The organism is Ruegeria sp. CDSA193 (assembly GCF_059611885.1).
Genome location: NZ_JBXWPN010000011.1, coordinates 48,188 through 72,211 on the forward strand (window position 1 = coordinate 48,188; position 24,024 = coordinate 72,211).

The window sequence follows — 24,024 nt, forward strand, 5'->3', positions numbered from 1 at the left end:
AATGGTGTAGAATTCCGCGACTTCTGATAGATTTCTTGCATGAAATTCTGTTTTGGCAATTTTGAGCTGGACCACGCTGCCGCTGAATTGCGGTATTCGGACGGTCAAGGCGTTCACCTTGAACGGCAAGTTTTCCTGTTGCTGAGCTTATTGGTCCAAAACGGCTCGCGCGTGACGACATTGGACGAAATTGTCACCAAAATCTGGAATGGCGCACCAATTTCAGACGCCGCTATTGCAAGCCGTATCCGATCTGCCCGTGCCGCTTTGGGGGATGACGGGAAAACGCAACGCATCATCCGCACGATCCGGGGACAGGGCTTTCGGTTCGAATTGCCGGTGACCAAAAAGGTCGACGCAAACCTCGCAGAGACGCTGATCATCAATGAAGGGGTCGCTCCATCCATTGCCGTGTTGCCGTTTCAGGCCTTTGGAGAAACAGATCAGGCTAGGGTGATCGCTCCGGCCCTTGCACATGAATTGATTGTGTCGTTGTCGCTGACAAAGTGGGTGACGGTCATTGCGCGCGCCTCAAGTTTCCAACTCGGTAGCGTTGCAAACACGCAAAGTGTGCGCGAGCAGTTAGATGTAAGATATGTGCTGTCGGGTAGCGTCGAGATTAACGGACCAAATCTGACCGTGTCTCCGGTGCTTGCTGCTGCGGATTCCGGACAAGTGATCTGGGCTGATCGCTACACTGGCCTGATTGATGACATTTTTTCTATCAAGGCCGATGTCACCAATTCTGTAGTAGCAGCGGTCGAACTCCATGTTCCGCGCCACCAGGCCGCCGAGGCCCGACGGCAGGATATTGAATCCCTCGACGCCTGGAGCTTTTTCCACCTTGGACTAAACCACATTTATCGGTTCACCCAAGAAGACAACGCTTTGTCTGCCAGATATTTCAAAGAAGCTCTTGCCCGGGCACCCAATTTTGCACGTGCCCATGCCGGGCTTTCTTTCGTTTCTTTCCAGAGGGCGTTTACCGGTTTCGGCGCTGATCGCGGTGTTGCCGCTCAGGATGCCTTATCTGCTGCTGAACGGGCAATGGAACAGGCCCCCGATGACCCGTTTTCCAATTTTGTGCTTGGGCGGAGCTATTGGATTCAGCAAGATTTGGATACCGCGGTGCATTACTTGCAACAGGCTGTTTCGCTAAATCCAAATTATGCGCAGGGTCACTACTCGCTCGGTCTAGTGCAAGCGTTGAACGGCGTCAGTGATAACATTGACCAACGTGCAGATCTGGCGACGCGTCTCAGCCCGCTAGACCCGTTGCTCTATGGAATGCACGGCATGAAAGCATGGGCACGGATCAACAGTTGCCAATGGGAAGAGGCCGCGCATTGGGGGGATCTGTCTGCACGCACACCCGGCGCGCATTTCCTCATCGATATGTTAGCGGCTATGGCCCATCAGGCGAATGGAAACATAGAAGACGGCCGTAGATTTGCTGATTGCGCCCGCAAGCGTCGCCCGGACGCGTCACTAGATCATTTTTTCGCGGCCTTCCCCCTTCCTAAGGGTGAGGCAAGAAACACAACACGTGCAGCGCTCACAGCGTTAGGATTTTAGGATTACGTCAGAAATCAGCGCCGTGATTGGTTTTGGTGGGCGACCAAAAAGTAATGAGCGCCGTTACCAACGATAACTAGTCATTGGATTGAGGCGCAGCAATCGGCATTTTGGGCTCAAATCGGCAATTCATTGTGCGTTGATCAAAAAGTCCGTTTCGACCCACACGAAAACCTGCTCGCAAGGAAGAACTAAAGGCGGCGCAGTAACGCCACAGCCATGGCATTAGATCACGACGGCGTATTGTCTGCCTGTGCCAGTAGGATCGCGCGGGATTGCGAGGCGAATTCGCGTCGGTAAAGCAGGCCTGCAGTGATAACTGTGCCGACGATCAACGCGAGTGGTCCCAGAAACCATGCAAGCAAGGCCAGTGCGAAATAGGTAGAGCGCAGCCCGCGGTTAAAGCTGCGGGCGGCGGTGACACAGATCTCGGCCGATTGCGTGGCGCGGGGATAGGCGATGGGATTTTCGGGCTCATTCGGGACCGCGGCCATCAGTACCGCGCAATAGCCGAACAGACGATGCGCCCAGACATATTTCAGAAAGGCATTGGCCAGCAGCAGCACGACGGCGAGTATCTTGATCTCCCACACCAGGGCTGGAAAGCTGCCGATGGCCAGATCACTGGCGACACCGGCCAGACGCTCGGTATTGCCCAGCAGGGCCAGTCCCCCACCGATGGCAATCATCGTGGTCGAGGCAAAGAAGGTACTGCCTTGCCGCATCGTGGCCACGACCTGCGCGTCAAACATCCTTGGCTGGCGTGTGACCATCTCGCGCATCCAGTCGCGGCGATACTCATCCATCATCAAGGCCACTGACCGCTTCTTTGGCGACGGGTTTTCGATCATCCACCCAAGGCACAGCCAGGCCCCCATCATCAGCGTTATGGCGGCAAAATCCAAAGGGGCAAACAGAGCGGCGCGGTCAATCCAGGTCATGGCCGTGACAGTACTTCCGGAAGTCGGAACTTGCCATACTGACAAATTGGTAATATTATTTTACCAAACCAAGGAGCCTGCCATGGAAATGCCAAAGCCAAGCCCTGATGTCCTGCGTCGCAAAGATGCGGTGGTGGCGCGCCTGTCGGGGGTTCTGCCGGACGACGCGATCATTCATGACCCGGCCGAGACACGCGCCTATGAATGTGATGCTTTGACCGCCTATAGATGCCCGCCGATGCTGGCGGTTTTGCCTTCGACCACGCAGCAGGTCTCGGATATCTTGCGCATTTGCCATGACGAAGGCGTGCCGGTGGTACCGCGTGGTGCGGGTACGTCGCTGGCCGGGGGCGCGCTGCCAACAGCTGATTGCGTCATACTGGGCGTGGCCCGGATGAACGACGTGCTAGAGGTTGATTATGACAACCGATTCATCAAGGTCCAGACTGGGCGCACCAACCTGAGTGTCACCGGCGCGGTCGAGGAAGAGGATTTCTTTTATGCCCCCGATCCGTCGTCGCAACTGGCTTGCGCGATTGCGGGCAATATCGCGATGAATTCCGGCGGGGCGCATTGCCTGAAATACGGGGTGACCACGAACAACCTGCTGGGTGTGACCCTGGTGATGATGGATGGCTGCGTAGTCGAAATCGGTGGCGCTCATCTGGACGCGCCGGGTCTTGAGCTGCTGGGGGTGATCTGCGGGTCCGAAGGGCAACTGGGCGTCGTCACCGAAGCGACCCTGCGCATCCTGCGCAAGCCAGAAGGCGCACGGCCCGTCCTGATGGGGTTTGATGACAATGAAATCGCAGGCCAATGCGTTTCGGACATCATCAAGTCCGGTATCTTGCCTGTTGCGATTGAGTTCATGGATCGCCTGTGCATTCAGGCCTGCGAAAACTTTGCACATGCCGGGTATCCGGAATGCGAAGCATTGTTGATTGTCGAGGTCGAAGGCTCGGAGGCCGAGATCGACAGCCAGCTGGCCAAGATTGTCGAGATTGCAAAACGCCACGATCCGGTCGAGCTGCGCGAGAGCCAGTCGGCGGATGAAAGCGCCCGGATCTGGTTGGGCCGCAAATCGGCCTTTGGCGCCATGGGGCAGATGAACGACTATATGTGCCTGGATGGGACCATCCCGGTATCGGCGCTGCCCGCCGTATTGCGCCGGATTGGTGAGCTGAGCGATGAGTTCGGCCTGCCGGTTGGAAATGTATTCCATGCCGGCGACGGGAACATGCACCCTTTGATCCTGTTTGATGCCAATAAACCCGGCGACCTCGAAAAATGTGAGGCGTTCGGGGCGGAAATCCTGAAACTTTGTGTGGATGAGGGCGGTTGCCTGACCGGTGAGCACGGTGTGGGAATTGAAAAGCGCGATCTGATGCATCATCAATATGCCCCTGCCGATCTTGAGGCGCAGATGGCGGTTAAGGATGTGTTCGATCCAGGATGGTTGCTGAACCCCGCCAAAGTGTTCCCGCTGGATGCCTCCGAATCCCGTCGCGACCCGCAAATGGCTGCAAATAGGCTCTAACAAAGAGAAATATGATGAAACCCACGTCAGAAACTGAACTGGCCCAGATGGTGGCCGGGTTGACAGGCGCCGTGCGTATCGCCGGCGGCGGCACCCGTGGTATCGCGGGGCCTGACGAAGTGATTGAGACCAGCAGGCTGACAGGCATCACACTGTATGAACCCGGTGCCCTGACGCTGGTTGCGCAGGCCGGGACACAGTTGGCCGAGGTTGAGGCCGCATTGGAGGCCGAGGGCCAGCAACTGGCCTTTGAGCCGATGGACCATCGCAGCCTGTTGGGCACCCAAGGCGAACCGACCATCGGCGGTGTGGTTGCTGCTAACATCTCGGGGCCGCGCCGCATTCAGGCAGGCGCATGTCGCGATTTCTTGCTGGGGGTGCGATATGTCGATGGCACCGGGCAGGTGATCAAAAATGGCGGGCGGGTGATGAAGAATGTCACTGGCTATGATCTGGTCAAGCTGATGTGTGGGTCCTGGGGAACGTTGGGCGTGCTGACCGAAGTATCGCTGAAAGTCCTGCCCAAGCCAGAACACACAGCAACGCTGTCAGTGACCGTATCTAATGCAGAAGCAGCGATAAAAACGCTGTCCGCAGCGCTTAGATCTCCGTTCGAGGTCACTGGCGCAGCTTATGACCCGGAAGGCGAAAAGGCCTTAATTAGAGTCGAAGGTTTTGCCGATTCCGTCGCTTACAGAACCGAGAGGCTGACATCCGAACTGTCTGGGTTCGGCCAGATCGCAAATGTCGATGAACCGGCAACGCTGTGGACGGCGATCCGCGATGTTCACGCGTTCCGGGGCAAGGCTGGCGACGTGTGGCGTCTGTCTGTCACGCCCGGTGACGCCCCGATGATCGCGGCGCGGGCCGAGGCTGAACAGGTGCTCTACGACTGGGGCGGGGGTCTGATCTGGCTGCGTCTTCCTGCGGGAACCGATTTGCGGGCGCGTCTTGGCACTTTTTCTGGTCATGCAACCCTTGTGCGCGGCGATGCGGAAATGGTCGAGCGGCTGGGCCGGTTCCAGCCTGAGAGTGTAGCTACACAGGCTCTAATAAAAGGCATTCGGGCGAAATTTGATCCCCGAGGGATGTTTAACCCGGGGCTGATGGGGTAGGGTAATGCAGACAGATTTCACCGAAAAACAGCTGCAGGATCCGGCGATCCAGAGATCGAACCAGATCCTGCGCAGCTGTGTTCATTGCGGCTTTTGTACTGCCACCTGCCCGACTTATCAGGTGCTGGGGGATGAGCTCGACAGCCCGCGCGGACGGATCTACCTGATCAAGGACATGCTTGAGAATGAGCGTGTCCCGGATGAGAAAACCGTCAAACATATCGACCGCTGCCTGTCCTGTTTGGCCTGCATGACCACCTGTCCGTCGGGCGTTCACTATATGCACCTGGTCGATCACGCGCGCGGGTATATCGAGCAAAACTACAAACGCCCACTGACCGATCGCCTTCTGCGTTGGGTTCTGGCGCAGATTCTGCCCTATCCGACGCGGTTTCGCTGGGCCCTGATCGGGGCCAAGCTGGGCCGTCCCTTTCGGTTTCTGATGCCGGATGCGCGGCTGCGGGCGATGCTGGAGATGGCACCAAAACATATCCCTCCGGTCAGCCGCAACGATGACCCGCAACGCTTTGCCCCTAAAGGAGCGCCGAAAAAGCGCGTGGCACTGATGACAGGCTGCGCCCAAAAGGCGCTGAACACGGATATCAACGATGCCACGATTCGCCTGCTGACCCGGCTGGGCTGCGAAGTCGTTGTGGCCAAAGGCGCGGGATGCTGTGGTGCGCTGACCCATCACATGGGCAAGGTGGCTGACAGCCACAAAGCGGCGGCGGCCAATATACAGGCCTGGACCAATGAGATCGATGGCCAGGGGCTGGATGCCGTCGTCATCAACACCTCGGGTTGTGGTACGACCGTCAAGGATTACGGGCACATGTTCCGAAACGAGGCTTTGGCGGCAGATGCCGCGCGGGTTTCGGAGATTGCCATGGATATCAGCGAATTGCTGGTGCAGCTGGACCTGCCCGGAGGCCAGCACAAGGGCATGACCGTCGCCTATCATGCCGCTTGTTCTTTGCAGCATGGGCAAAAGATCAAAAACCATCCCAAAGACCTGCTGAAGAACGCGGGTTTCACCGTGTTAGAGCCTTCAGACAGCCATCTGTGCTGTGGCAGCGCCGGGACCTATAACCTGATGCAGCCCGAAATCTCGGGTCAGTTAAAGCAACGCAAGGTTCGGACGCTTGAGGCTAAGAACCCCGATGTTATCGCTGCAGGCAATATTGGTTGCATGATGCAGATCGGTTCGGCCACGCAGATACCCATTCTGCACACGGTCGAGCTGTTGGATTGGGCTACCGGTGGGCCTTTGCCGCGCGCGATGCAGCACGGTCAAAAGGCGGGAACAGCGGTGCCGATCCTGCGGTAGCTGCCTGATGCAGGGTTGCATCAGCTAGGCGCGAAACGTACCGGCCCTATTTTCGCCGTACCCCACAGCTAGGAGTATGTGCCGAAAGAAACGCCGGAGAACCGCTTGAGAAACTGGATCAAGGCTTTTGCGCTGGCACTGATGCCGATGGCCGCAATGGCGCAGGATAGCGGGCTGAAAAGTCTGGACACCACCGATGCCGGGCGGGCCTGGATGGCTGTCGGGCGCTTGAATATTGACGGCGAAGCATTCTGCACCGCGACGCTGATTGCGCAGAACCAGGTGCTGACGGCAGCGCATTGTCTTTATGATAAGGCCACAGGCCAACGTATTGACCTGTCTAAGGTCGAATTTCTTGCCGCCTGGCGTCTGGGTCGGGCATCAGCCTATCGTGCGGCGCGCAGGGCGGTGATTCACCCCGATTACTTTTACGACGACGAAACCCCGACCAACCGGATCGGTAGCGATATTGCGCTGATCGAGCTATGGCAGCCAATCCGCAGTACCTCGGTCATTCCATTTGATACCGGCGATCGGCCCGTTCGCGGACAGGAAGTTGGGGTTGTGTCCTATGCGAAGGACCGCGCCGAGGCGCCATCACTGCAAGAGGTCTGCTCGGTCGTGACCGGCGTTTCCGAGGTTCTTGTCCTGTCCTGTGATGTCGAGTTTGGATCCTCCGGCGCCCCGGTATTTGCGTTCGAGGGCGAAAGACCACGGATCGTCTCGGTCGTGGCGGCCAAGGCGGAATTCAATGGCGAGCCTGTGGCCATAGGTACCGCAGTCGAGGTTTCGCTGCCTTTGCTGCGGAGTGAACTGTCCGCCGGGCGCGGATTCAGCGGCTCGGAAACCGGCGATTCGGCAAGCCGTCATATTGGCGCCAGGTTCGTCCGGCCATGATGCGATTTTGGGCAAGTCTGTTTTTATGCCTGTCTATGATGACAACGATGTCCCAGGCGCAAAGTGCAAAACGCAAACTCACCGACCGCGATGACCTATATGGCTGGGAGGCCGTCGGCCGCCTGGATATCGGCTCCGAGGGGTTTTGTACGGGTACGTTGATCGCACAGGATCTGGTACTGACCGCGGCCCATTGCGCCTTGGACAAAAGAACCGGTCAACCCTATGGGCCGGGGCAGGTAACCTTTCGGGCAGGGCTAAGCGACGGAACTGCGTTGGCAGATCGCAAGGTGGTGCAGATCGCGGCACATCCGGATTACACACGTTTCGCTCAACTGTCGCCCGATGCCGTGCGCGTTGATGTCGCGTTGATGCGGCTGGATCAACCGATCCCCTATTCCGTGGCCGATCCCTTTGCGTTGCATAACGGGCGCGTGGCGGGAGATGAGGTCAGTCTTGCATCGTATGGTCGGGGCCGATCGAATGCGATTACGCGGGAACGGTCCTGCAAAATCCTGCAGCGCTATCAGGGCCTGATCACATTCAACTGCGACATTACCTTTGGGTCCTCGGGTTCGGCCCTGTTGGCGCGAAACGGTCCGCGCTGGCAAATACTTTCTGTAGTCTCTGCAGTTGGTACGGATGGTCGGCAGAAAGTGGGATTCGGCATGGAATTGCAGGAAATTGTGGCCGATCTGAAGGCGACTCTGCGCCGGGATGCCCCTAAACCAAAGGCGACAATAAAGCGATTGCAGGTGGGATCAGGCAAGTCGGACACCGGTGCGAAATTCATCAGCTCGGGAGGGGGTTGAACTCGACCAGAACGTTTCCCATGTCAAATGTATCGGGCCGCCGCAAACGGGGCCTGAGACAATCGAACGCCCGTCCGATCGGAGGGCATTACGTTCATCGCTCAAACATGAGGATACGACATATGCGTACATTTGACTTTGCACCGCTGCACCGCGCCACCGTAGGTTTTGACCAGATCGCTGACATGATGGATCGCGTTCTGACCAATGATGTGGCTCAACCCAGCTATCCGCCCTACAACATCGAAAAAACCGATGTCGACACCTATCGTATCTCGGTTGCAGTTGCCGGTTTTTCCGAGGCCGATCTTTCGGTCGAAGTGAAAGAGAATTCGTTGGTCGTCGCCGGTAAGAAAACTGCAGAAGACAAAGATCGCAGCTATCTGCACCGCGGCATCGCCACCCGCGCGTTCGAGCGCCGTTTTGCCCTTGCCGACCACGTTCGTGTCACCGGTGCCAGCCATGAGAACGGCATGCTGAATATCGATCTCAAGCGCGAAGTGCCCGAAGCGCTGAAAGCCCGCCGGATCGAGATTTCGTCCAGCAAGGCCATCGAAAAGGATGTGGTTGACGCCAAAGCCGTAAACTGAGGCAGTCAGTCACCACGCCGCGGTAATCGTTCCTCTCTGGATTACCGCACCATGCGCCCCGCGTTCCTCCAGACGCGGGGCGTTGCCTTTACGGCCAGCTGTACAGCGAAGGTTTGGGCGGATCAGACCGACAGGCAGATGTATTTCATCTCCAGATAGTCTTCCATGCCATGATGGCTGCCTTCGCGGCCCAAGCCGGATTGTTTGACGCCGCCGAACGGGCCTAACTCGGTTGAGATGATGCCGGTGTTCACACCAACGATCCCGTATTCCAGTGCTTCGGCCACTTTGTAAACGCGGCTGAGATCTTTGGCATAGAAATACGAGGCCAGACCAAAGATCGTGTCATTGGCCATGGCGATCACGTCGTCTTCATCCTCGAACTTGAACAGCGGTGCCAGCGGGCCAAAGGTTTCGTCCTGCGCCACCAGCATGTCCTGCGTCACACCGGTGACAATGGTAGGCTCAAAGAAGGTGCCGCCCAGATCGTGCGGCAGGCCACCGGTCAGGATTTGGCCGCCTTTGTCGGTTACGTCCTTGATGTGTTCTTGCACCTTGGCAACGGCGTCATCATTGATCAGCGGTCCGGTGGTGATGCCTTCGTTCAGGCCGTCGCCGACGTTCAGAGCCTCGACCGCGGCCTTCAACTTGGCCGCAAACGCGTCATAGACACCGGCCTGCACATAGATGCGGTTGGCGCACACACAGGTCTGGCCGTTATTGCGGAACTTGCACATCATCGCGCCTTCGACGGCGGCATCCAGATCGGCATCGTCAAATACGATGAACGGCGCGTTGCCGCCCAGCTCCATCGAGCATTTCATCACCTGTTCCGCCGCCTGCCGCAGCAGGATGCGCCCGACTTCGGTTGAGCCGGTAAAGGTCAGCTTGCGCACGCCGGGGTTTTCGCAGAATTCCTTGCCGATTTCGCTGGCGCGCGACGAGGGCACCACGTTGAACACACCGGCGGGGATGCCTGCCTGCTGGGCCAATGCGCCCAGAACCAGCGCCGACAAGGGTGTCTCGGCGGCAGGCCGGGCGACAAAGGCGCATCCGGCTGCAAGCGCCGGTCCGGCCTTTCGCGTGATCATCGCATTGGGGAAGTTCCAGGGCGTGATCGAGGCCGCAACGCCGATGGGCTGCTTCAGCACCATGATGCGTTTGTCGCGCTGATGACCTGGAATAGTCTCGCCATAAACGCGCTTGGCCTCTTCGCCGAAAAACTCGATGAACGAGGCACCATAGCCGATCTCACCCACGGCTTCGGCCAGCGGCTTGCCCTGTTCGGCGGTCAGGATCTTGCCCAGATCCTCGGCGTTTTCCATCATCAGATCGTACCAGCGGCGCAGGATCACGGCGCGTTCCTTGCCGGTCAGCTTGGCCCATTCCTTTTGCGCGGCCTCGGCCTGTGCGATGGCACCTGCAACCTGCGCGCGGCTCAGGTCGGCGACCTCGGCGATCACGTCGCCCCGCGCAGGGTTGGTGACGGAAAACGTCCCATTGTCACCATCGACCCACTGGCCGCCGATATAGGCCTTGGTCACCAGCAGATCGGGGTTTTTCAGAATGGATTTCAGGTCGGTCGTAGTATCCAGCATGGGTCGGACTCCGGCAGAAAAGGGTTTGCGCGCACCCAAACAGGTGGCGTCGCATTTGTCTATGTCCACTCGGCGGTCAGGATCAATCCAGATTTGATCAAATTCATCGTTGCAGAGTGCAGATATCTCGCCTGCGTGGCCTATCTTTTTCGATACGAAATTGTAAAAGTCTCGGTGATTTGAGGGCTCAAGGGGATGTAAATGAACATAACATTCCCTATCTTATTGGGTAAATAAAGAAAACAGGGGACAGCAGAGATGTCGAACCAGCAATTCGAAGCGTTAATTGAAGAAACACAGACGAAAGTGCGCGAAAGCCAGTCGCAGATCCAAGGACTGACCTCGCGGATTGAGGCTGCGCGGGCCAAGATCGGTACGGCCGAGGCGGATATCGATATCGAAAACGCCACTTTGGAAGATGTGCACGCCCATACCGAAGTCATGAACGCCAATATCGCCGAGCTGATCATGGGTCTGGATGACGTCACCAGCGCGTTCTCTAAGGATTTTGACGAGATGCGCTCAAAATCCGGGTGGGAGACGTTTGTTGGCATCTTCTCGAAGGGCAAATCTGAATCGATGCGGCAGGAGCGGATGCGCACAGCCAGTATCGACGACAAGCTGCAGGACCTGATCGCCAAATCCGACGTGATCGTGAAACTGCTGGAAGGACAGCTGTCGGTGCTGGAAGAGCAGCGCGTGAAGGTCGAAAACAACCTGACCGGCACGCTGGATGACCGTGAGGCCACCGTGGCCGAGCTGGAGGCACTGCGCGCTGAAATTCAGGGCATGGACCCGACGATCATCACGCTGGAGAACAAGATCAGCGTCGAACAAGACGCCGCCGCGCGCACCCAGCTTGAGACCGAACTGGCCGAGCTGAACAAGCAATACAACGCCAAGGTTCAGGAAGAGCAGGTCAAGCTGGCCAAAAGCCAAACGCTGGAGCGCTATATCGAAAAGGGCAAGACCTGGGTCGATTCCCTGCAGAACCAAGCGGCGACGCAGATGGTGCTGATCAACAAGCTGCAGACAGACACGCAACAGCGCGTGGTGCTGTATGACGCCCTGACCAAATCGCTGAAAACCGCGCAGCAGCAGGATGTGGCCCACCGCATCAACGAGATCGGCGTGCAGACCGACCAAGAGGCGCAAACCGCCATGGCCTCGATCGGCACCGCGACCAACCAGAAGATGGCCGACATGCTCGAGGCGCATGAGGACCACATGGTCTTTGCCCGCGATGTGCTGGAGAAAAAGGCCAAGGCAGATGAACGCTTTGCCCGCCGGTTTGCCTCGATTGTCGAGAAGCATGACAAGAATTTGTATGGTGGGTGAGCCCATTGCTCAAGATGACACGAGACATTTGTATATCAGCTTGGCTGGCGGCCTGGTTTGTCGCCATGGGATTCAGTCTAGTTTTCGAAGCTTACATGTTCGGGCTAGTTGCATTTTGGTCTTTGATGCCAGGGTTCTTTTTGATCCACCAATTTGCGCGGCTGACATCCGCTTCGAAAAAAGAAATGAGCCAAGAAATCAGCTTTGGCGAATCCATTCGATCCAAAAATTTATGGCTAAAATATGCGAAGGTATGGGCGCTGCCTTTCGCATGCATGCTTTACTTGTTCCCAAAGTTCTTGGAAGTGGGGGTGCCTCTGATCGTGGTTGTAGGGCTCGGTGCAATAAATTTTGTGGCTCAAGTAGATAGTTGCAGAAGAGAACTCTATCAGACGCGCGCCCAATGACTAACCTCACCCAAGACCATGTCGGCCTGACCGACACCCTCGCCTCGCGCCGCTATTTCCGCAAATTTGAGGTGATCACCGTTCACCTTCTGCGCGTGGCCGCAACGATGGAGGCTGAGGGCGCGATCAGCAAGCAAGAGGTGCGGACCGTGTCGCGCTATCTCTCGGGGCTGCTCTTCACCTTCCGCGCGCTATCCATGAAATACCTGCTGGTCGGGCGCGATACGGGGCGGTTCTTTGGAAGCCTCGCCATGGACAAGCGCGACAGTGGGTTTCCGGTGGCGGCCGAGCTGCTGACTATGGCCAACGATGCGCAGCAGGCGCAGGTGCATCTGGCGAATATGCCGTCCGAGGATGAGCTGAAAACCGACATGGTGCGCACCATTATCAGCGACCGGGAAATCCCGACCAAGCTGCAATTCGCGCTGTCCCAAAGGCTCTATTACGAGGAATTGCTGAAGGGTGAGCTTTTCTGGGCCCGTAACGATCCCGAATGTCACTGGATTGGCAATGAGGGCGAGCGGCGCAGGTTCCTGATCCACTGGGCCGTGTACGACAGCCAGATCAACCTGCCGGTCATCTACTTGATGGAGTTGGAGGATTCGGGGCGCACGGCCCTACCCAAAGATCAACGCCGCTGGCCCGAAGTGCAGGCGCATCTGATGGCGCAATCCTTGGGTGGGCTGAAACTGGTGACCATCGCCAAAGGCTTTGATCAGGATTTCGACGACCTGCATCCCAAACACCTGCGCCGCATTCATGTGGGGCCGATGTACTCCTCGGCCTTTACCGAGCAATCAGGCCCGCTGCGGCAGGTGCTGGAGGATGCGAAATCCCCTGCGGGTCAGGATTGGGCATTGGCCTGGACCACTGAAGCGCTGCGAAGCGAGGATGTGATTCAAGAACGCTCAGGCTGGTTCGGGACTGTCGACCGCGAGGTCTTTGCGCTGGACCCATTCGGCGGGCAGGGGGCCGAGACGGGGGCGACACAAACCGAGCGCTCGATCATTCTGCCACAACGCCCGTTCCAGGTACTGGCCGAGCGCAACCCGCCGGGTTTTGGTGACGTGCGCAAGTTCGTCGTCAGCAAGACCGGGCAGGTGTTGAGATATTGAAGACAGTAAAGGCGATTTTGAGATGAGTTTGACGTCAGACCAGATGGAATTGCGCGAAGACGATATTCGCAAGCACTACACTGCGGCCACTGCCTTGCTGAACGGGTTCGAGCACGCGCCGCGGATTGCCAAAGCGGTTGAGGCCGCGGTTGAGAGGTCGCCGGGCGTCTCCACAGGTCGGCGGTTTCGGTCCACCACACCTGGTTTGGTGACACGGCGGACTGTGCGGGCTGACGGGGTGCATCTGGTGGAACGAATCGAGGCGTCAGATGACGGCGATACGCTGGTTTCACCCCCGCAGGCCACCACACAACAGGCCATTCGCCGCGCGATCGCCATCGCTCTGGCGGTGTCTGAAGCCTATGCCGAACAGACCCCTCTCGCCGATCTGAAACGCGCAAACCTTGCGGGCGATCTGCCCGCCGCGCGCAAGACCGAATTCTCGGAACTGCTGACGGCCGAGGCGCTGATCACCTCGCACAGTTTCGGCAATGCACTGGCCTATTTGATGTCCTCACATCTGGGCGAGACCACAGTTGATGTCGGGGAAATCGAAGAAGTTCTGACCGACAATGGCCAGCTCGCCCTGCACGGCGCGCTGTGGGAGCTGGACCAAACCCTCGCCAAACACGCGCCCGATGATGCGCATTTGATCGCGGCCACCAGCGCCTATGCCGAGCAACTGATGGACAAGGCCGCCCTGCGCGCCCAGTCCGCAGGCCATCTGGCCCCGTTCCAGAACGCCGCTTGGCATATCGAAGCCGATGACCTGACCATTCGCGGCTTTGAACCCGCCTCCAAAGCGAAATCCACCACCCTCACCATGACGTTCAAGAAACCGAACGAGGTGGTTGGCAACCATATCGCCAAATATCAGGCGATGAAGCTGGCCAAGATGGTGATGGCCTATGATTTCGACCGCCGCCTGAACCCATTTGCCGAGCTTGGCGGGTTCATCTTTACCTTTATGGGCGACGGCAAACCGGGCACCGGCAAGACCACCCTGATCCAGATGATGGCCGGGCTGATCAACGACTATTGCCAGAACGCGGGCTATCCGTTCCGCTATCAGAACCTGAGCACCGACAATATCGACAGCTATCAGGGCAAATCCGGCCAGAATGCCAAAGCGTTTATCAACACGATCATCGACCCCTCGGTCATCGGCTTCGGCACCATCGACGATATCGACCAACTGGCGGGCAAACGCGGCGACCGACAGTCCTCGGCCGGGCAACTGGAAATAACCGCCGTGCTGATGGAAAGCTTTGCGGGCGCCAACACCGTTGTGCGCGGCAACTGCACCTTTGGCATGTTCTCGAACTACCCCGAGAATGTGGACGACGCCCTGCGCCAGCGGGCGGGCGCACGCTTCCTGGTCGACGGGCCGCAAACGCGCGAGGACTACATCGACATCCTGCACCTGCTGATGGGCCGCAACCACGACATTCCGCTGGGCGAGCACGAAGCCTATGCCGCGCAGGAAATCAAAAAAGCCGTCGCCGCCAGTTTCGAAAGCCATTCCCGCCCGCATGAGGACGCTTTGCTGCAGGTCTATGACCGGGTTCAGGGGCAGATCGGCCAGTTGGATACCATCGCCAAGATGGGGACGTATCTCAAGGCGATCCAGGCCGCGGATGAGCGGTTCACCGGCCGCGCGATCAAGAACATCACCGACGCGGTCAAGGTCCGCGCGATGGATTTCGAACTGCCCGACGAATGGATGGAAAACCCCGACCTGTTCCTGTTCCGTGACTACGACGCCAAGAAAGCCATGATCGAGGACCTGCGCCAGCCGATCACGGTCGAGATGGTGATGCAAGAGATCAACCGCTACGCCGACAGTGAATTCCGCTATGCCGACAAGAGCGACGAGGTCGCCATCGACAACGCCGTGCGTGAGATGGGCCGGATGGAAGAGGCCAAGCGGCGGTATTTGGAGGGTAAAGCATAATGCTTGTTTATGCGATTTCCGGTCTGGCACTTGTGCTAGGCCTGATCCTGCCCCTGCGCTGGGGCGTGTTCGGATTTTTGGCCGCCGTGGCGCTACTGTTCCTAACCCAATTCTGTGTCAACGTTGGCAGCGGGTTCGAGGGCACCTCGTGGGAAGAGTCGCTTATCTTGTTTGAAGGCAGCGTGGTGTCTTACATCGGGTTCAATCTGCAGATCACAGCGCGCGCCTTTGCGTTGCCTTTATTGGTGTTGGCGCTAGTGGTTGTCAGCCGGTTCAGTAGGAGTTTTTGAGTGCTCGATTTCGCCTATCTGATAACCTGCGTTCTTATTGCCTATGCGGGCATCAAGTTTGTCCTTTGGGTGATCAAGCGCAACTTGCCTGTGCCATTGGGTGGCTTCATGTGGCTGCGGTTCTTTTTCTGGTGGAGCATCAGTCTGATCGTCGCAGTTGCCGTGTATTTTGGTGCGATTGCTGCGTCCGGATTGCTGCTTTTTGATATTTGGGGGTTAGGTGAAAGATTAGAATCTTCCGTGATACTAGTTGGAGGCCTCATATTGTCAGCGCCTTACTGGGTTGGCCTGATCAAAGGAATTGACCTGCAGGTCACGCAAAGGTGGTCACAATGATCCGCCTCATCGAAAAAGGCCTGATGTTTGGCAATCTCGTCCACATCTCCAGCCCGGCTCTGGTCGAGCGGTATAACCGCGCGTTGCAGCATCTGGCGGGCAAGACAACGGCACTAAGGGATTTTCATGTCGATATCTCGGGCTATTCGCCGGAGGTGGGGATTGAGCTGGAGGACGAACTCTACCTCAACCCCAATGGGGTCAACCGGCAGTTCATCCTGCTGACGACCGAGCAGAAGCGTGCGCCTCTGCTGAACGTCAAATTCTCGACCTCGCGCGAGATCCTGCGCGAATTCATCGAAATGAACGAAGCGCAGCTGTTCGCTCTGACCGCCACCGATGCGGTGGCCGGAGAACTGGTGAACTCGGTCATCAAGCTCAGCACCCCGCGCGATCTTTTCAACATCCAGAAGATCGAGATTGAGGCCGATACTGCTGGCGGCACCCTACGCAAGGCTCAGCAACTGGCAGGCATGGTCGAGCAGTTCAAAACCGAAGAGGACGCCTGGTTCGATGATGTGTTGATCGCAAAGATGATCGAAACGGCCAAGGAAACCGGCGATGTCACCCGCAACCCGGTCCACCTGCGCCACACTGCCTTTGAACAGCGTAATTTCTGGACCGCGCATTTCGGCGGGCTGTATCTGTTTCCAGACATGGATCACCCGGCGGCGATCTGTATGGGCGAAAAGCCCGACGATCTGAACATCAAATACACGTTTGACCCGTCGCAGCGGAACCAGATCGCCAAGTTCCTGGACTATAACGACCTGGTCGAACCCATCGTCAAAGCGCGCGGCGTGGATGCTGCTGCGATCCTGCAGCAAAAGATGGACTTCCTGACCGTCGACGCGGCCGCTGATGCCGGGGTCGATCTGACTGGCCTGAACCGCAGTGATATGCGTCGGCTGGCGCGCACCCACGCGGATCGGTTGCCAGAGGCCTATCATGGGCTGGCGCAGCTATTGCGTTGGGCGACGGATGGCGGGCGGTGGCCCCGGATCACCTCGGATCATTCGGCGTATTTCTATACGCTGCGGGCTGCCGATACGCCGAACCGTGATCTGGTGAACATGCTGCTGGCCGAATTGGCCCCACTGGACCCGCGCCAGATGTTCATCTGCCACAAAGAGCTGTTCTATAGCACCTACAAATCCTGGTCCGAGGCCAAGAAGGCCTATGTTGCTGATTTCCTCGCGCGTGAGTATCAGGTGGACAAGGCGGGTGCCCGCGCTGCCCTGTTCGGACATGAGCCGGATATGAGCGGTCGAGACAGGATCAGCGAAACCGTTATCGCCCGCGTTGGTCCCTGGGGCGTATTAGGAAAGGATTGAAATGTTCGGAGCGATGCGCCTGTTTCTGATCCTGCTAGTCATCCAGACCGTGGCCTATTTTGCCCTGTCGCTGTATTCACGCAGTGCGCGTCGCCGCAGGCTAGAGCGTTGGTGGGACGAAAAGGGCAAAACCGGAGACAAGGCAGCCTTTGTCGCACGGGGGCTGCACGTCTATGACAATTCGTTCCGGCGCAAATTGATCCTGGGTGTCTATGTTGTGCCTTGGGTAGCGATCGGGTCGCTGATCTACATTGTGAACTACATGTGAGAGGTAAAGCATGGCCTATTTGAAATGGGCATTCATTCTGATTTTCTGGGGAACGGTCGCCGTAATCCTTCAGTATTCTCTGCCGCAACGGGATGTGGTTCGGATCGTCAACACCTATGAAGAACGGCAGGACCTGAACGACTGGACCCGGATCTTCTGGTCCGAGCCCGATGATCAGTCGGCCAGTCTGTCGAACCGGGATGTACAGTTCATTCAGGCCGTACGTGCCAATGGCAAACCGATTGTGTATCGCAACGAAGATACCAGCTGGGGTTGGCCGCCCTATTTCAAATTCGACACTGCCAATTTGTATACCGAAGCCAATGACGCGATCTCGGACAAAAACGACCCGGACTGGGTTGCCGTGACGCATTATGGCTGGCGGAATGAGTTCATGTCGATCTTTCCCAACGCTGTCTTTATCAAACATGTCGATGGTCCGGATGCGCGTCTGATCCCTTGGTTCAACATCGTCTTCCTGACGGTCTTCTTTGCGATTGTCTGGGCAATCTGGGTGCGCTGGCGCAGGTTCCGCCAGGCGCGGATCGATCCGATGATCGAGAGTGTCGAGGATGGGTTGTATGCAACCGGCGACGCCATCGGTGAGCATCGCAACCGATTCCGCAAATGGTTGGACAGTTGGAAATCAAAGTGACGTGAATTCCCGGCGGGTCTTGGGACTGTGTGCCTACCGCCGGGATAGCCCTTCATCGAACGATGAACTCGGCGTGTAATGCTCCGGCCGCTTTGATCGTTTTCAGGATGTCGATCATGTCGCGGGGTGAGACACCCAAAGCGTTTAGCCCGGCGACGACTTCGGACAAGGTTGTGGCCTCGGGAATTTCCGCCAAACCGGTGCCTTCCTCTTCTTCGATACCGGCTACGGTACGCGGAACCACGACGGTTTCGCCTCGGGCGAACGGGTTTGGCTGAACTGCGATTGGGGCCTCTTCGACCGTCAGTGTCAGGTTGCCCTGCGAGACTGCCACGCGTGAGATACGCACTTCCTGACCCATGACAATCGTGCCCGAACGCTGATCGACTACTACTCGCGCCTTTGTTTCTGGCTCTACTAGGATATTTTCAATGCGCCCAAGCGCATGCGCGATCGAGATCGCCTGTGTCGCTGCAATATTCAGTTCGACCGTCCCGGAATCGCGCATGATGGCAACGGCCCGATTGAATTCCGAATTGATTGCCAGCTCGATCCGACCGGCGGTTGTGAAATCCGGTTCACGCAGGGCCAGGCGCATTTGGGTCAGATCGGAAAGCTCAAAGTCGATTTCACGTTCGACCCGAGCTCCGGATGGGATCACACCGGATGTCGGAACCCCTTGGGTGACCGAAGCCGCATCGCCTTCGGCAACGGCGCCACCGGCAAGGACCGTCCCCTGCGCCACCGCATAGATCTGACCATCTGCCGCATTCAGCGGTGTCATGATAAGCGTCCCGCCCAGCAAGCTTTTGGAATCGCCGATTGCCGAAACGGTGACGTCGATCTGTCCACCAACCCGCGAAAAGGGGGGCAGGCTGGCTGTCACAAGCACGGCGGCCACGTTTTTGGGGCGAAAATCCTCACCATTCACGTTCACACCAAGCCGTTCCAGAATATTGGACATGATCTCTTCGGTGAACGGAGAGTTCCTGAGCCCGTCGCCGGTACCATTCAATCCGACCACAAGGCCATAGCCAACAAGGTCATTGCCGCGCACCCCGTCGAAATCGACAAGGTCCTTCAGCCGGATAGCCCCGGCAAAAGACAGGCTTGGAAGCAGGATCAAGAGAATGGCAAGTAATCTCATCTCAGGAAATTCACCAACGATAGGTTCGCGTTGCGAACGGTGACAGAATACAGGCTTTCCAATTGAAATTGGACAGTCTGCAGTTGCACTGCGGTTTGATACGGGTCCGCGGCGATCAGAGAGTTTCGGCTGTATTCCAGGCTTGTACGCGCCGCCGCATTGCGCGTGGCGGCTTGTTCAATCCTGGCTTCGGCGGCGCCAACATCCGCCCGCAAATTCACTGTTCCGTCCTGCGTGTTGGCAAGCTCGCTCCCGAGTTGGGTGAATAAGGACGTCCGCAGATCATTCGGCAGTCCCAGACCATCGACCGAAACCAGGGCGGCAACGGCGATATCCCTTAACGCCGCTTTGAGTGTTGGATCGGTCGCAGTGATCGGAATGGAGACACTTTCGTTTTCCGAAATGCTCATCGGTGCCAGAGTTGTGTCTGCACCCTGATAGATAACCGCATCGAAACCCGCAGGATCATTGAACCAGTCTTCCGCAGCTTGTGTGATGTCCGTGAGTGTTGTCAGCCCCGTCAACTCCGCCTCTAACGCGGTCAACAAGGTATCCGCAGATGCCAGAGGCGACACATCGGTATCCACGCCGGAAAACAGGCTTCGGCCACCCGCTCGGGTGTTCAATGCCGACATGACCGTATCCAGCTCATTTCTGGCCTGGACAGAGGCATGCTCATGCGTGACCGCCTGATTGGAGGTCCCATATGCCAGTAAGGATGACGTCAGGCGCCCCACCGCGTCGTTGACCGTTGTAAGGCTTAGCTGCATGGCGTCAGTGAACAGGCCAGCTTCGGCTGTGGCCACCTGAAAGGCATCCAGGCGCGACAGGTTGCGATCCATATCCAGAAGATAGGAATAATCCCCGTCCAGATGGCCGGAGACATCCTGCACTTTGCCTGAAGACATCTCATAAGACAGGGTTTCGATCTGATTTTTGATATCAGTCGCCCGCGATTTCAGGGTCAATCCGCGCGCTAGGTCGCCCATAGAGGTTACATTCATCATCACAGCCTCAACAATGTGTTCATAAGTTCATCGACGACCGAAACCAGTCTGGCATTTGCCGCATAGGCTTGTTCAATTTGCATTAGCCGCTGCAATTCCTGATCGGTATCGACGCCCTGTTCGGCCTCAATGGCCGTCATTTCCAGATTGGCGCTGTTTGCAAACACCCGCCGCCCGTCGGCCACATGGGCGTCCGATCCAACCCGTGACAACAGCGCCTCGGAGATGTCGGCGGCGCGCATGTTTCCGGCCCCGAAAACTGAGCCTGCAACAGGGCGCTCGTCGTTCAGAATTGAGCTGAAGGCGCGCAGTTGGCTGGCATCTCCGGCGCTGCCGGGTGTGGCCGCACCCAGCCCGGCCCGTAGTTTCCAGCTCTCTCCTCCGGCGTCCGGGTCAACGATTGCATTCAGACTGATGCGAGAGGCCAATCCCGTCACCGATGCCGGATCAAACCGGTTGCCATCATCGGTGAACACGCCCGGATCCGTGGCCAGCGCGGTCGGATCCAGCCCCGGCGTTTCGAACCTTTCGATAAGATCGCGCGCAACGGCATCCAGATCGACCTGAGCCTCAACCGCGATTTCATCCCGAATCTGGAATTGGGCCATCAAGGCACCACCGCGAATTTGGGCGAAATCGCCACTGGTACGGACAGGGTTTCCGTTCATCTCAAGCCCGGACAACAACCCGTTTGCTAGGGTCATATGGGGCTTGGTGTCGCCGGTTGTCGAAAAGGAGAACTCGGCCGCAGTGTTTTCCAGCAATATCAAGCCGCCATCAGAATAAAGCGAGACCTGATCATTGTCCCTTTGAATCACATTTACAGGAACCAGTTCGTTGACCTGATCAATCAGGACCTGTCGTTGATCCAGTAGCCCACCAATATCGGCGCCGGTATACTTAATGGCCGGGATCTTGGCATTCAGCTCTTCAATATCCTTGAGGGTCTGATTCAGGGTGTCGACCTGTTTGCCGATGGACCGGTCCGCGTTGGATCGCATCTGACGCAACCCTTCAGAGGCTGCGTTCAGACCGCGTGCCAGATCCTGAGCCGTGCGCGCGACCTGGTCCAGTCGTTCACTGGAATCCGGCAGGCTTGCCGCTGTTAACAGGCTGTTGTCAAAATCAGCCAGTCGAACCGCAAGCGATGCGGGATCATCGGCGGACCCTACCAAAGATTCCAACCTTGTGTGAAAGTCTGAAATGGTGGTGTGGAAGGCCAGATCGGCATCCGTGGCCCGGCGGTTGGACGTGAGGACGGGATCCTGATGACGAATGACACCTACGGTACGCACGCCGTGACCGGAAATCGTGTTAGTTGCCAGTTCCAGAGACCTGCGCGCGTAGCCGGGCGTCAATGCGTTTGCGATATTTTCGGACACAACCGCCGCACCGCGACTGGCGGCGGTCAGGCCGCCCAACGCGTTGTTCAATGCTGTGGACATATTCATTCTGCAGGTCCCTTTCCTGAATCAAAACCCTGATCAGCGTTTGATATTGGTTGTTTCCTGAAGCATCTCATCCACCGTTTGGATAACCTTTGCGCTGGAAGAGTAAGCCCGCTGTGTCTGGATCATCGAGGTCAGCTCGGTCGCCACATCGGTAGTGGATTCTTCGCGCGCAAAAGAAACCAGGTCGCCGGTTGGCCCGTCCCCCGCATTCCACAGAAAGAACGTCCCGCTTTCCCGGGATGGTGCATAGGTCTGACTGTCCAGCGCGGTCAGTCCATTTGGGTTCGGAACATCCGCCAATGGGATCTGGTACATGCGTCGGCTGACGCCGGTATCGTAGAACGCATAAACATACCCGTTTTCGTCAACTTGAACGCTGGTCATGGTGCCGACCGCCGAACCGTCGCGCGTGATCGAAACTGGTGCAAATGTATCGGACAGCTGCGTGATTCCGTCGGCATCCCCGATTTCCCCTATATTGATCTCCATCGGGCCGCCGGCCACGTTCACCACAACGCTGCCGGTTGCTGGGTCATATGCACCGCCGGTGACCGCAGTTACGCTGGCCAGCGTGCCACCCGCAGTTCGGCTATCGGTGAAGGTCAGGGTGTATTCACCGATAATGGTGCCGCCCGAGGCTGAATCGCGCATGATCATCGTCCATTCGTTACTGCTGCCGGTGGCCGGCACTGTAGGGATGAGCTCGATATCAACGCTTTCGGATTTTCCCAGATTGTCGAAATATTCAACGGACAAGGGTTGCATGTCGCCAGGGGAACCCGCATCCGTAGCGGTCGCGGGCAGGTTCATGCGCAGATTCATCTGCGTCGTGGGCGCGCCCGACAGTTGATTAACACTGAGCTGAATGGGTTCAAGCGCAGCTGGAGTGTCACGCGGAACCGCAGGGATGGTTCCATCCGCATTCGCACGCCAACCCAGCAGAACAAGCCCTGATTCGGTGACCAGATATCCTTCTTCATTGGTGCGGAACGACCCTGTCGTGGTCAGCAACATCTCATTCGAACCGGCCGCGATCTGAGAACTTGGTCGTACAGGCATCATGCCGCGCCCACGCACCGCAAGGTCGGTGGAGTTGTTGGTTGTCACCAGCGAACCGCGCTGGTCGATCAGGCGTTGGCTGGTGGTGCGAACGCCCCCAGCGGAATAGCTGCCGCCCTGGCCGGAGGTGACCATAGAATGGAAATCAGTTTCCACCCGTTTATACCCGAAGGTTGACGAATTCGCGATATTGTCCGAGATCGTCGCCAGCCGGTTTGCGTTGGCCTTCAATGCGGCCACGCCAGCGTTCAGCGAAGAGGAAATTGTCATTGGCACGCCCTTCTGTTGCGTCAAATCTTGATGCAACAGCTAACGCGCTGGGCCTTAACAGCGCGCTAACAGGTAAAATGCCGTCTATCCTTTTATTCTCAGGTGCCGCGCAGAAAGATAATCTCGATCCTGTTGTTGCGTGCGGCCATCGGGTTTTCATCCGATAATTTTCGATCAGCATGACCGGTTACGCGGTCCAACCTGAGCGGCGCAACACCCTTGTCCTGCAGCATTTGGCGAACTTGCTGAGCGCGCGAGGTAGACAAATCCCAGGCCGGGTTTTTGGCCAGAACCACCGGCGAGGAACCGACATGCCCTCCGACCGCCATGTCATTTGTCACCAGATCAGAGGATCGGGCCACCAACAATGTCAGAGCACGCAGCATATTGGTTGGTTGGTTCGTCCCTGATTCGAACAGAGGTTGATCCTTGGTGGCAAAGAGTTCGACCACCAGACCCTCATCCGTCACGCGGGTGACGATATGTTTGAGGACCTTGTCGGACACCATGCTTTCGCCGGTTCGCCCCATAAGCTCTGATTCCAGTGAGGAAAAGTCTTCGACCGTTTCTTTTCCGCCGCCGTCCGAGCTGACGCCAACCGATCCACGCGCTTGTCGCGCGGGCGTCGGGCTGCGTTTGCTGGCGCCGGTCCCGTCCATGACCAGAGTTTCCTCAGAGAACATGTTATTGCCACCAAAGGCCCCATCGCCGCCACCCGAAACCGGGTTTATGGGAATGGTCGGCGAGAAATAATCCGCAAGCCCTTTGCGTTGTTGTTCCGTTGTTGCATTCAGCAGCCACATCAACATGAAGAACGCCATCATGGCCGTGACAAAGTCGGCATATGCGACTTTCCACGCGCCACCATGGTGACCATCGCCACCTGACACACGTTTCTTCTTGATGATGATTGGCGCCACATTGGATTGCGCACCCATCTCCACCACCTTTTTATCACCCAGTTACAGGGGTAGCCGGGCAGGTCTTAAGGTGGGCTTAAC

General features: G+C 57.5%; 23 protein-coding genes. 16 read left to right on the forward strand and 7 right to left on the reverse strand.

Features of this window, described 5'->3' with window-relative positions:
- Positions 1–39: 39 nt before the first annotated feature.
- Positions 40–1,575: a winged helix-turn-helix domain-containing protein gene (locus AC2FLG_RS18370; protein ID WP_496707444.1), complete on the forward strand. Its 1,536-nt coding sequence runs from the start codon at positions 40–42 to the stop codon at positions 1,573–1,575.
- Between the two features lie 230 nt (positions 1,576–1,805).
- Here AC2FLG_RS18370 and AC2FLG_RS18375 read toward each other — a convergent pair whose 3' ends face one another.
- The gene (locus AC2FLG_RS18375; RefSeq protein ID WP_496697322.1) at positions 1,806–2,516 is read right to left on the reverse strand and encodes a DUF599 domain-containing protein; all 711 of its coding nucleotides are present in this window, start codon (positions 2,514–2,516) and stop codon (positions 1,806–1,808) included.
- Positions 2,517–2,598: 82 nt separating this feature from the next.
- Between AC2FLG_RS18375 and AC2FLG_RS18380 the strand changes: the two genes are divergently transcribed.
- From AC2FLG_RS18380 to AC2FLG_RS18405, 6 genes are all read left to right on the forward strand, one after another.
- Positions 2,599–4,053, forward strand: coding sequence for an FAD-linked oxidase C-terminal domain-containing protein (locus AC2FLG_RS18380; RefSeq protein ID WP_496707446.1), 1,455 nt, complete (start codon positions 2,599–2,601; stop codon positions 4,051–4,053).
- A 14-nt stretch (positions 4,054–4,067) separates the two neighbouring features.
- Positions 4,068–5,168, forward strand: coding sequence for an FAD-binding protein (locus tag AC2FLG_RS18385; RefSeq protein WP_496707447.1), 1,101 nt, complete (start codon positions 4,068–4,070; stop codon positions 5,166–5,168).
- Between the two features lie 4 nt (positions 5,169–5,172).
- The gene (gene glcF / locus AC2FLG_RS18390) at positions 5,173–6,495 is read left to right on the forward strand and encodes a glycolate oxidase subunit GlcF (protein ID WP_496707449.1); all 1,323 of its coding nucleotides are present in this window, start codon (positions 5,173–5,175) and stop codon (positions 6,493–6,495) included.
- A gap of 105 nt (positions 6,496–6,600) precedes the next feature.
- Positions 6,601–7,392 (forward strand): trypsin-like serine peptidase, encoded by a 792-nt coding sequence (locus tag AC2FLG_RS18395; protein WP_282022199.1) that lies wholly within the window; start codon positions 6,601–6,603, stop codon positions 7,390–7,392.
- A gap of 38 nt (positions 7,393–7,430) precedes the next feature.
- On the forward strand, positions 7,431–8,204 hold the full coding sequence (locus AC2FLG_RS18400; RefSeq protein ID WP_496692695.1) for a trypsin-like serine peptidase: 774 nt from the start codon (positions 7,431–7,433) through the stop codon (positions 8,202–8,204).
- A gap of 122 nt (positions 8,205–8,326) precedes the next feature.
- On the forward strand, positions 8,327–8,794 hold the full coding sequence (locus AC2FLG_RS18405) for an Hsp20 family protein (protein WP_142638359.1): 468 nt from the start codon (positions 8,327–8,329) through the stop codon (positions 8,792–8,794).
- 122 nt (positions 8,795–8,916) lie between these two features.
- On the opposite strand, the gene AC2FLG_RS18410 is transcribed toward AC2FLG_RS18405, so the two are convergent.
- Positions 8,917–10,392: an NAD-dependent succinate-semialdehyde dehydrogenase gene (locus AC2FLG_RS18410; protein ID WP_142638358.1), complete on the reverse strand. Its 1,476-nt coding sequence runs from the start codon at positions 10,390–10,392 to the stop codon at positions 8,917–8,919.
- A gap of 258 nt (positions 10,393–10,650) precedes the next feature.
- Between AC2FLG_RS18410 and AC2FLG_RS18415 the strand changes: the two genes are divergently transcribed.
- The 9 genes from AC2FLG_RS18415 to AC2FLG_RS18455 are packed head-to-tail and all read left to right on the forward strand — an operon-like array spanning position 10,651 to position 18,089.
- On the forward strand, positions 10,651–11,730 hold the full coding sequence (locus tag AC2FLG_RS18415) for a coiled-coil domain-containing protein (protein WP_271950875.1): 1,080 nt from the start codon (positions 10,651–10,653) through the stop codon (positions 11,728–11,730).
- A 14-nt stretch (positions 11,731–11,744) separates the two neighbouring features.
- Positions 11,745–12,137 carry a hypothetical protein gene (locus AC2FLG_RS18420; protein ID WP_281995567.1) on the forward strand — a complete coding sequence of 131 codons (393 nt, stop codon included), beginning with the start codon at positions 11,745–11,747 and terminating at the stop codon, positions 12,135–12,137.
- Positions 12,134–13,252: a hypothetical protein gene (locus AC2FLG_RS18425; RefSeq protein WP_496707452.1), complete on the forward strand. Its 1,119-nt coding sequence runs from the start codon at positions 12,134–12,136 to the stop codon at positions 13,250–13,252. Before AC2FLG_RS18420 ends, AC2FLG_RS18425 begins: the two co-directional genes overlap by 4 nt.
- 22 nt (positions 13,253–13,274) lie before the next feature.
- A complete protein-coding gene (locus AC2FLG_RS18430) occupies positions 13,275–15,206 on the forward strand; it encodes an AAA family ATPase (RefSeq protein ID WP_496707454.1) in 1,932 nt (643 codons plus the stop codon).
- Entirely contained in the window at positions 15,206–15,496 is a 291-nt protein-coding gene (locus AC2FLG_RS18435; RefSeq protein WP_271950865.1) for a hypothetical protein, read from the forward strand. Before AC2FLG_RS18430 ends, AC2FLG_RS18435 begins: the two co-directional genes overlap by 1 nt.
- Complete coding sequence (locus AC2FLG_RS18440; protein ID WP_271950862.1) at positions 15,497–15,832, forward strand: hypothetical protein; 336 nt, start codon at positions 15,497–15,499, stop codon at positions 15,830–15,832.
- Complete coding sequence (locus AC2FLG_RS18445) at positions 15,829–17,166, forward strand: DUF6638 family protein (RefSeq protein WP_496707456.1); 1,338 nt, start codon at positions 15,829–15,831, stop codon at positions 17,164–17,166. Before AC2FLG_RS18440 ends, AC2FLG_RS18445 begins: the two co-directional genes overlap by 4 nt.
- 1 nt (position 17,167) lies before the next feature.
- The gene (locus AC2FLG_RS18450; protein ID WP_282022190.1) at positions 17,168–17,434 is read left to right on the forward strand and encodes a hypothetical protein; all 267 of its coding nucleotides are present in this window, start codon (positions 17,168–17,170) and stop codon (positions 17,432–17,434) included.
- Between the two features lie 10 nt (positions 17,435–17,444).
- Positions 17,445–18,089 (forward strand): DUF1523 family protein, encoded by a 645-nt coding sequence (locus AC2FLG_RS18455; protein ID WP_496689870.1) that lies wholly within the window; start codon positions 17,445–17,447, stop codon positions 18,087–18,089.
- Positions 18,090–18,141: 52 nt separating this feature from the next.
- On the opposite strand, the gene AC2FLG_RS18460 is transcribed toward AC2FLG_RS18455, so the two are convergent.
- The 5 genes from AC2FLG_RS18460 to AC2FLG_RS18480 form a co-directional block, all read right to left on the reverse strand.
- Entirely contained in the window at positions 18,142–19,236 is a 1,095-nt protein-coding gene (locus tag AC2FLG_RS18460; protein ID WP_496707457.1) for a flagellar basal body P-ring protein FlgI, read from the reverse strand.
- Complete coding sequence (locus AC2FLG_RS18465; RefSeq protein ID WP_496707459.1) at positions 19,233–20,240, reverse strand: flagellin; 1,008 nt, start codon at positions 20,238–20,240, stop codon at positions 19,233–19,235. Before AC2FLG_RS18465 ends, AC2FLG_RS18460 begins: the two co-directional genes overlap by 4 nt.
- A 2-nt stretch (positions 20,241–20,242) precedes the next feature.
- Positions 20,243–21,694: a flagellar hook-associated protein FlgK gene (gene flgK, locus AC2FLG_RS18470; protein ID WP_496707461.1), complete on the reverse strand. Its 1,452-nt coding sequence runs from the start codon at positions 21,692–21,694 to the stop codon at positions 20,243–20,245.
- Between the two features lie 33 nt (positions 21,695–21,727).
- A complete protein-coding gene (locus AC2FLG_RS18475) occupies positions 21,728–23,023 on the reverse strand; it encodes a flagellar hook protein FlgE (protein ID WP_496707463.1) in 1,296 nt (431 codons plus the stop codon).
- 98 nt (positions 23,024–23,121) lie between these two features.
- Positions 23,122–23,961 (reverse strand): flagellar motor protein MotB, encoded by an 840-nt coding sequence (locus AC2FLG_RS18480; RefSeq protein ID WP_496697349.1) that lies wholly within the window; start codon positions 23,959–23,961, stop codon positions 23,122–23,124.
- Between the last annotated feature and the right edge of the window lie 63 nt (positions 23,962–24,024).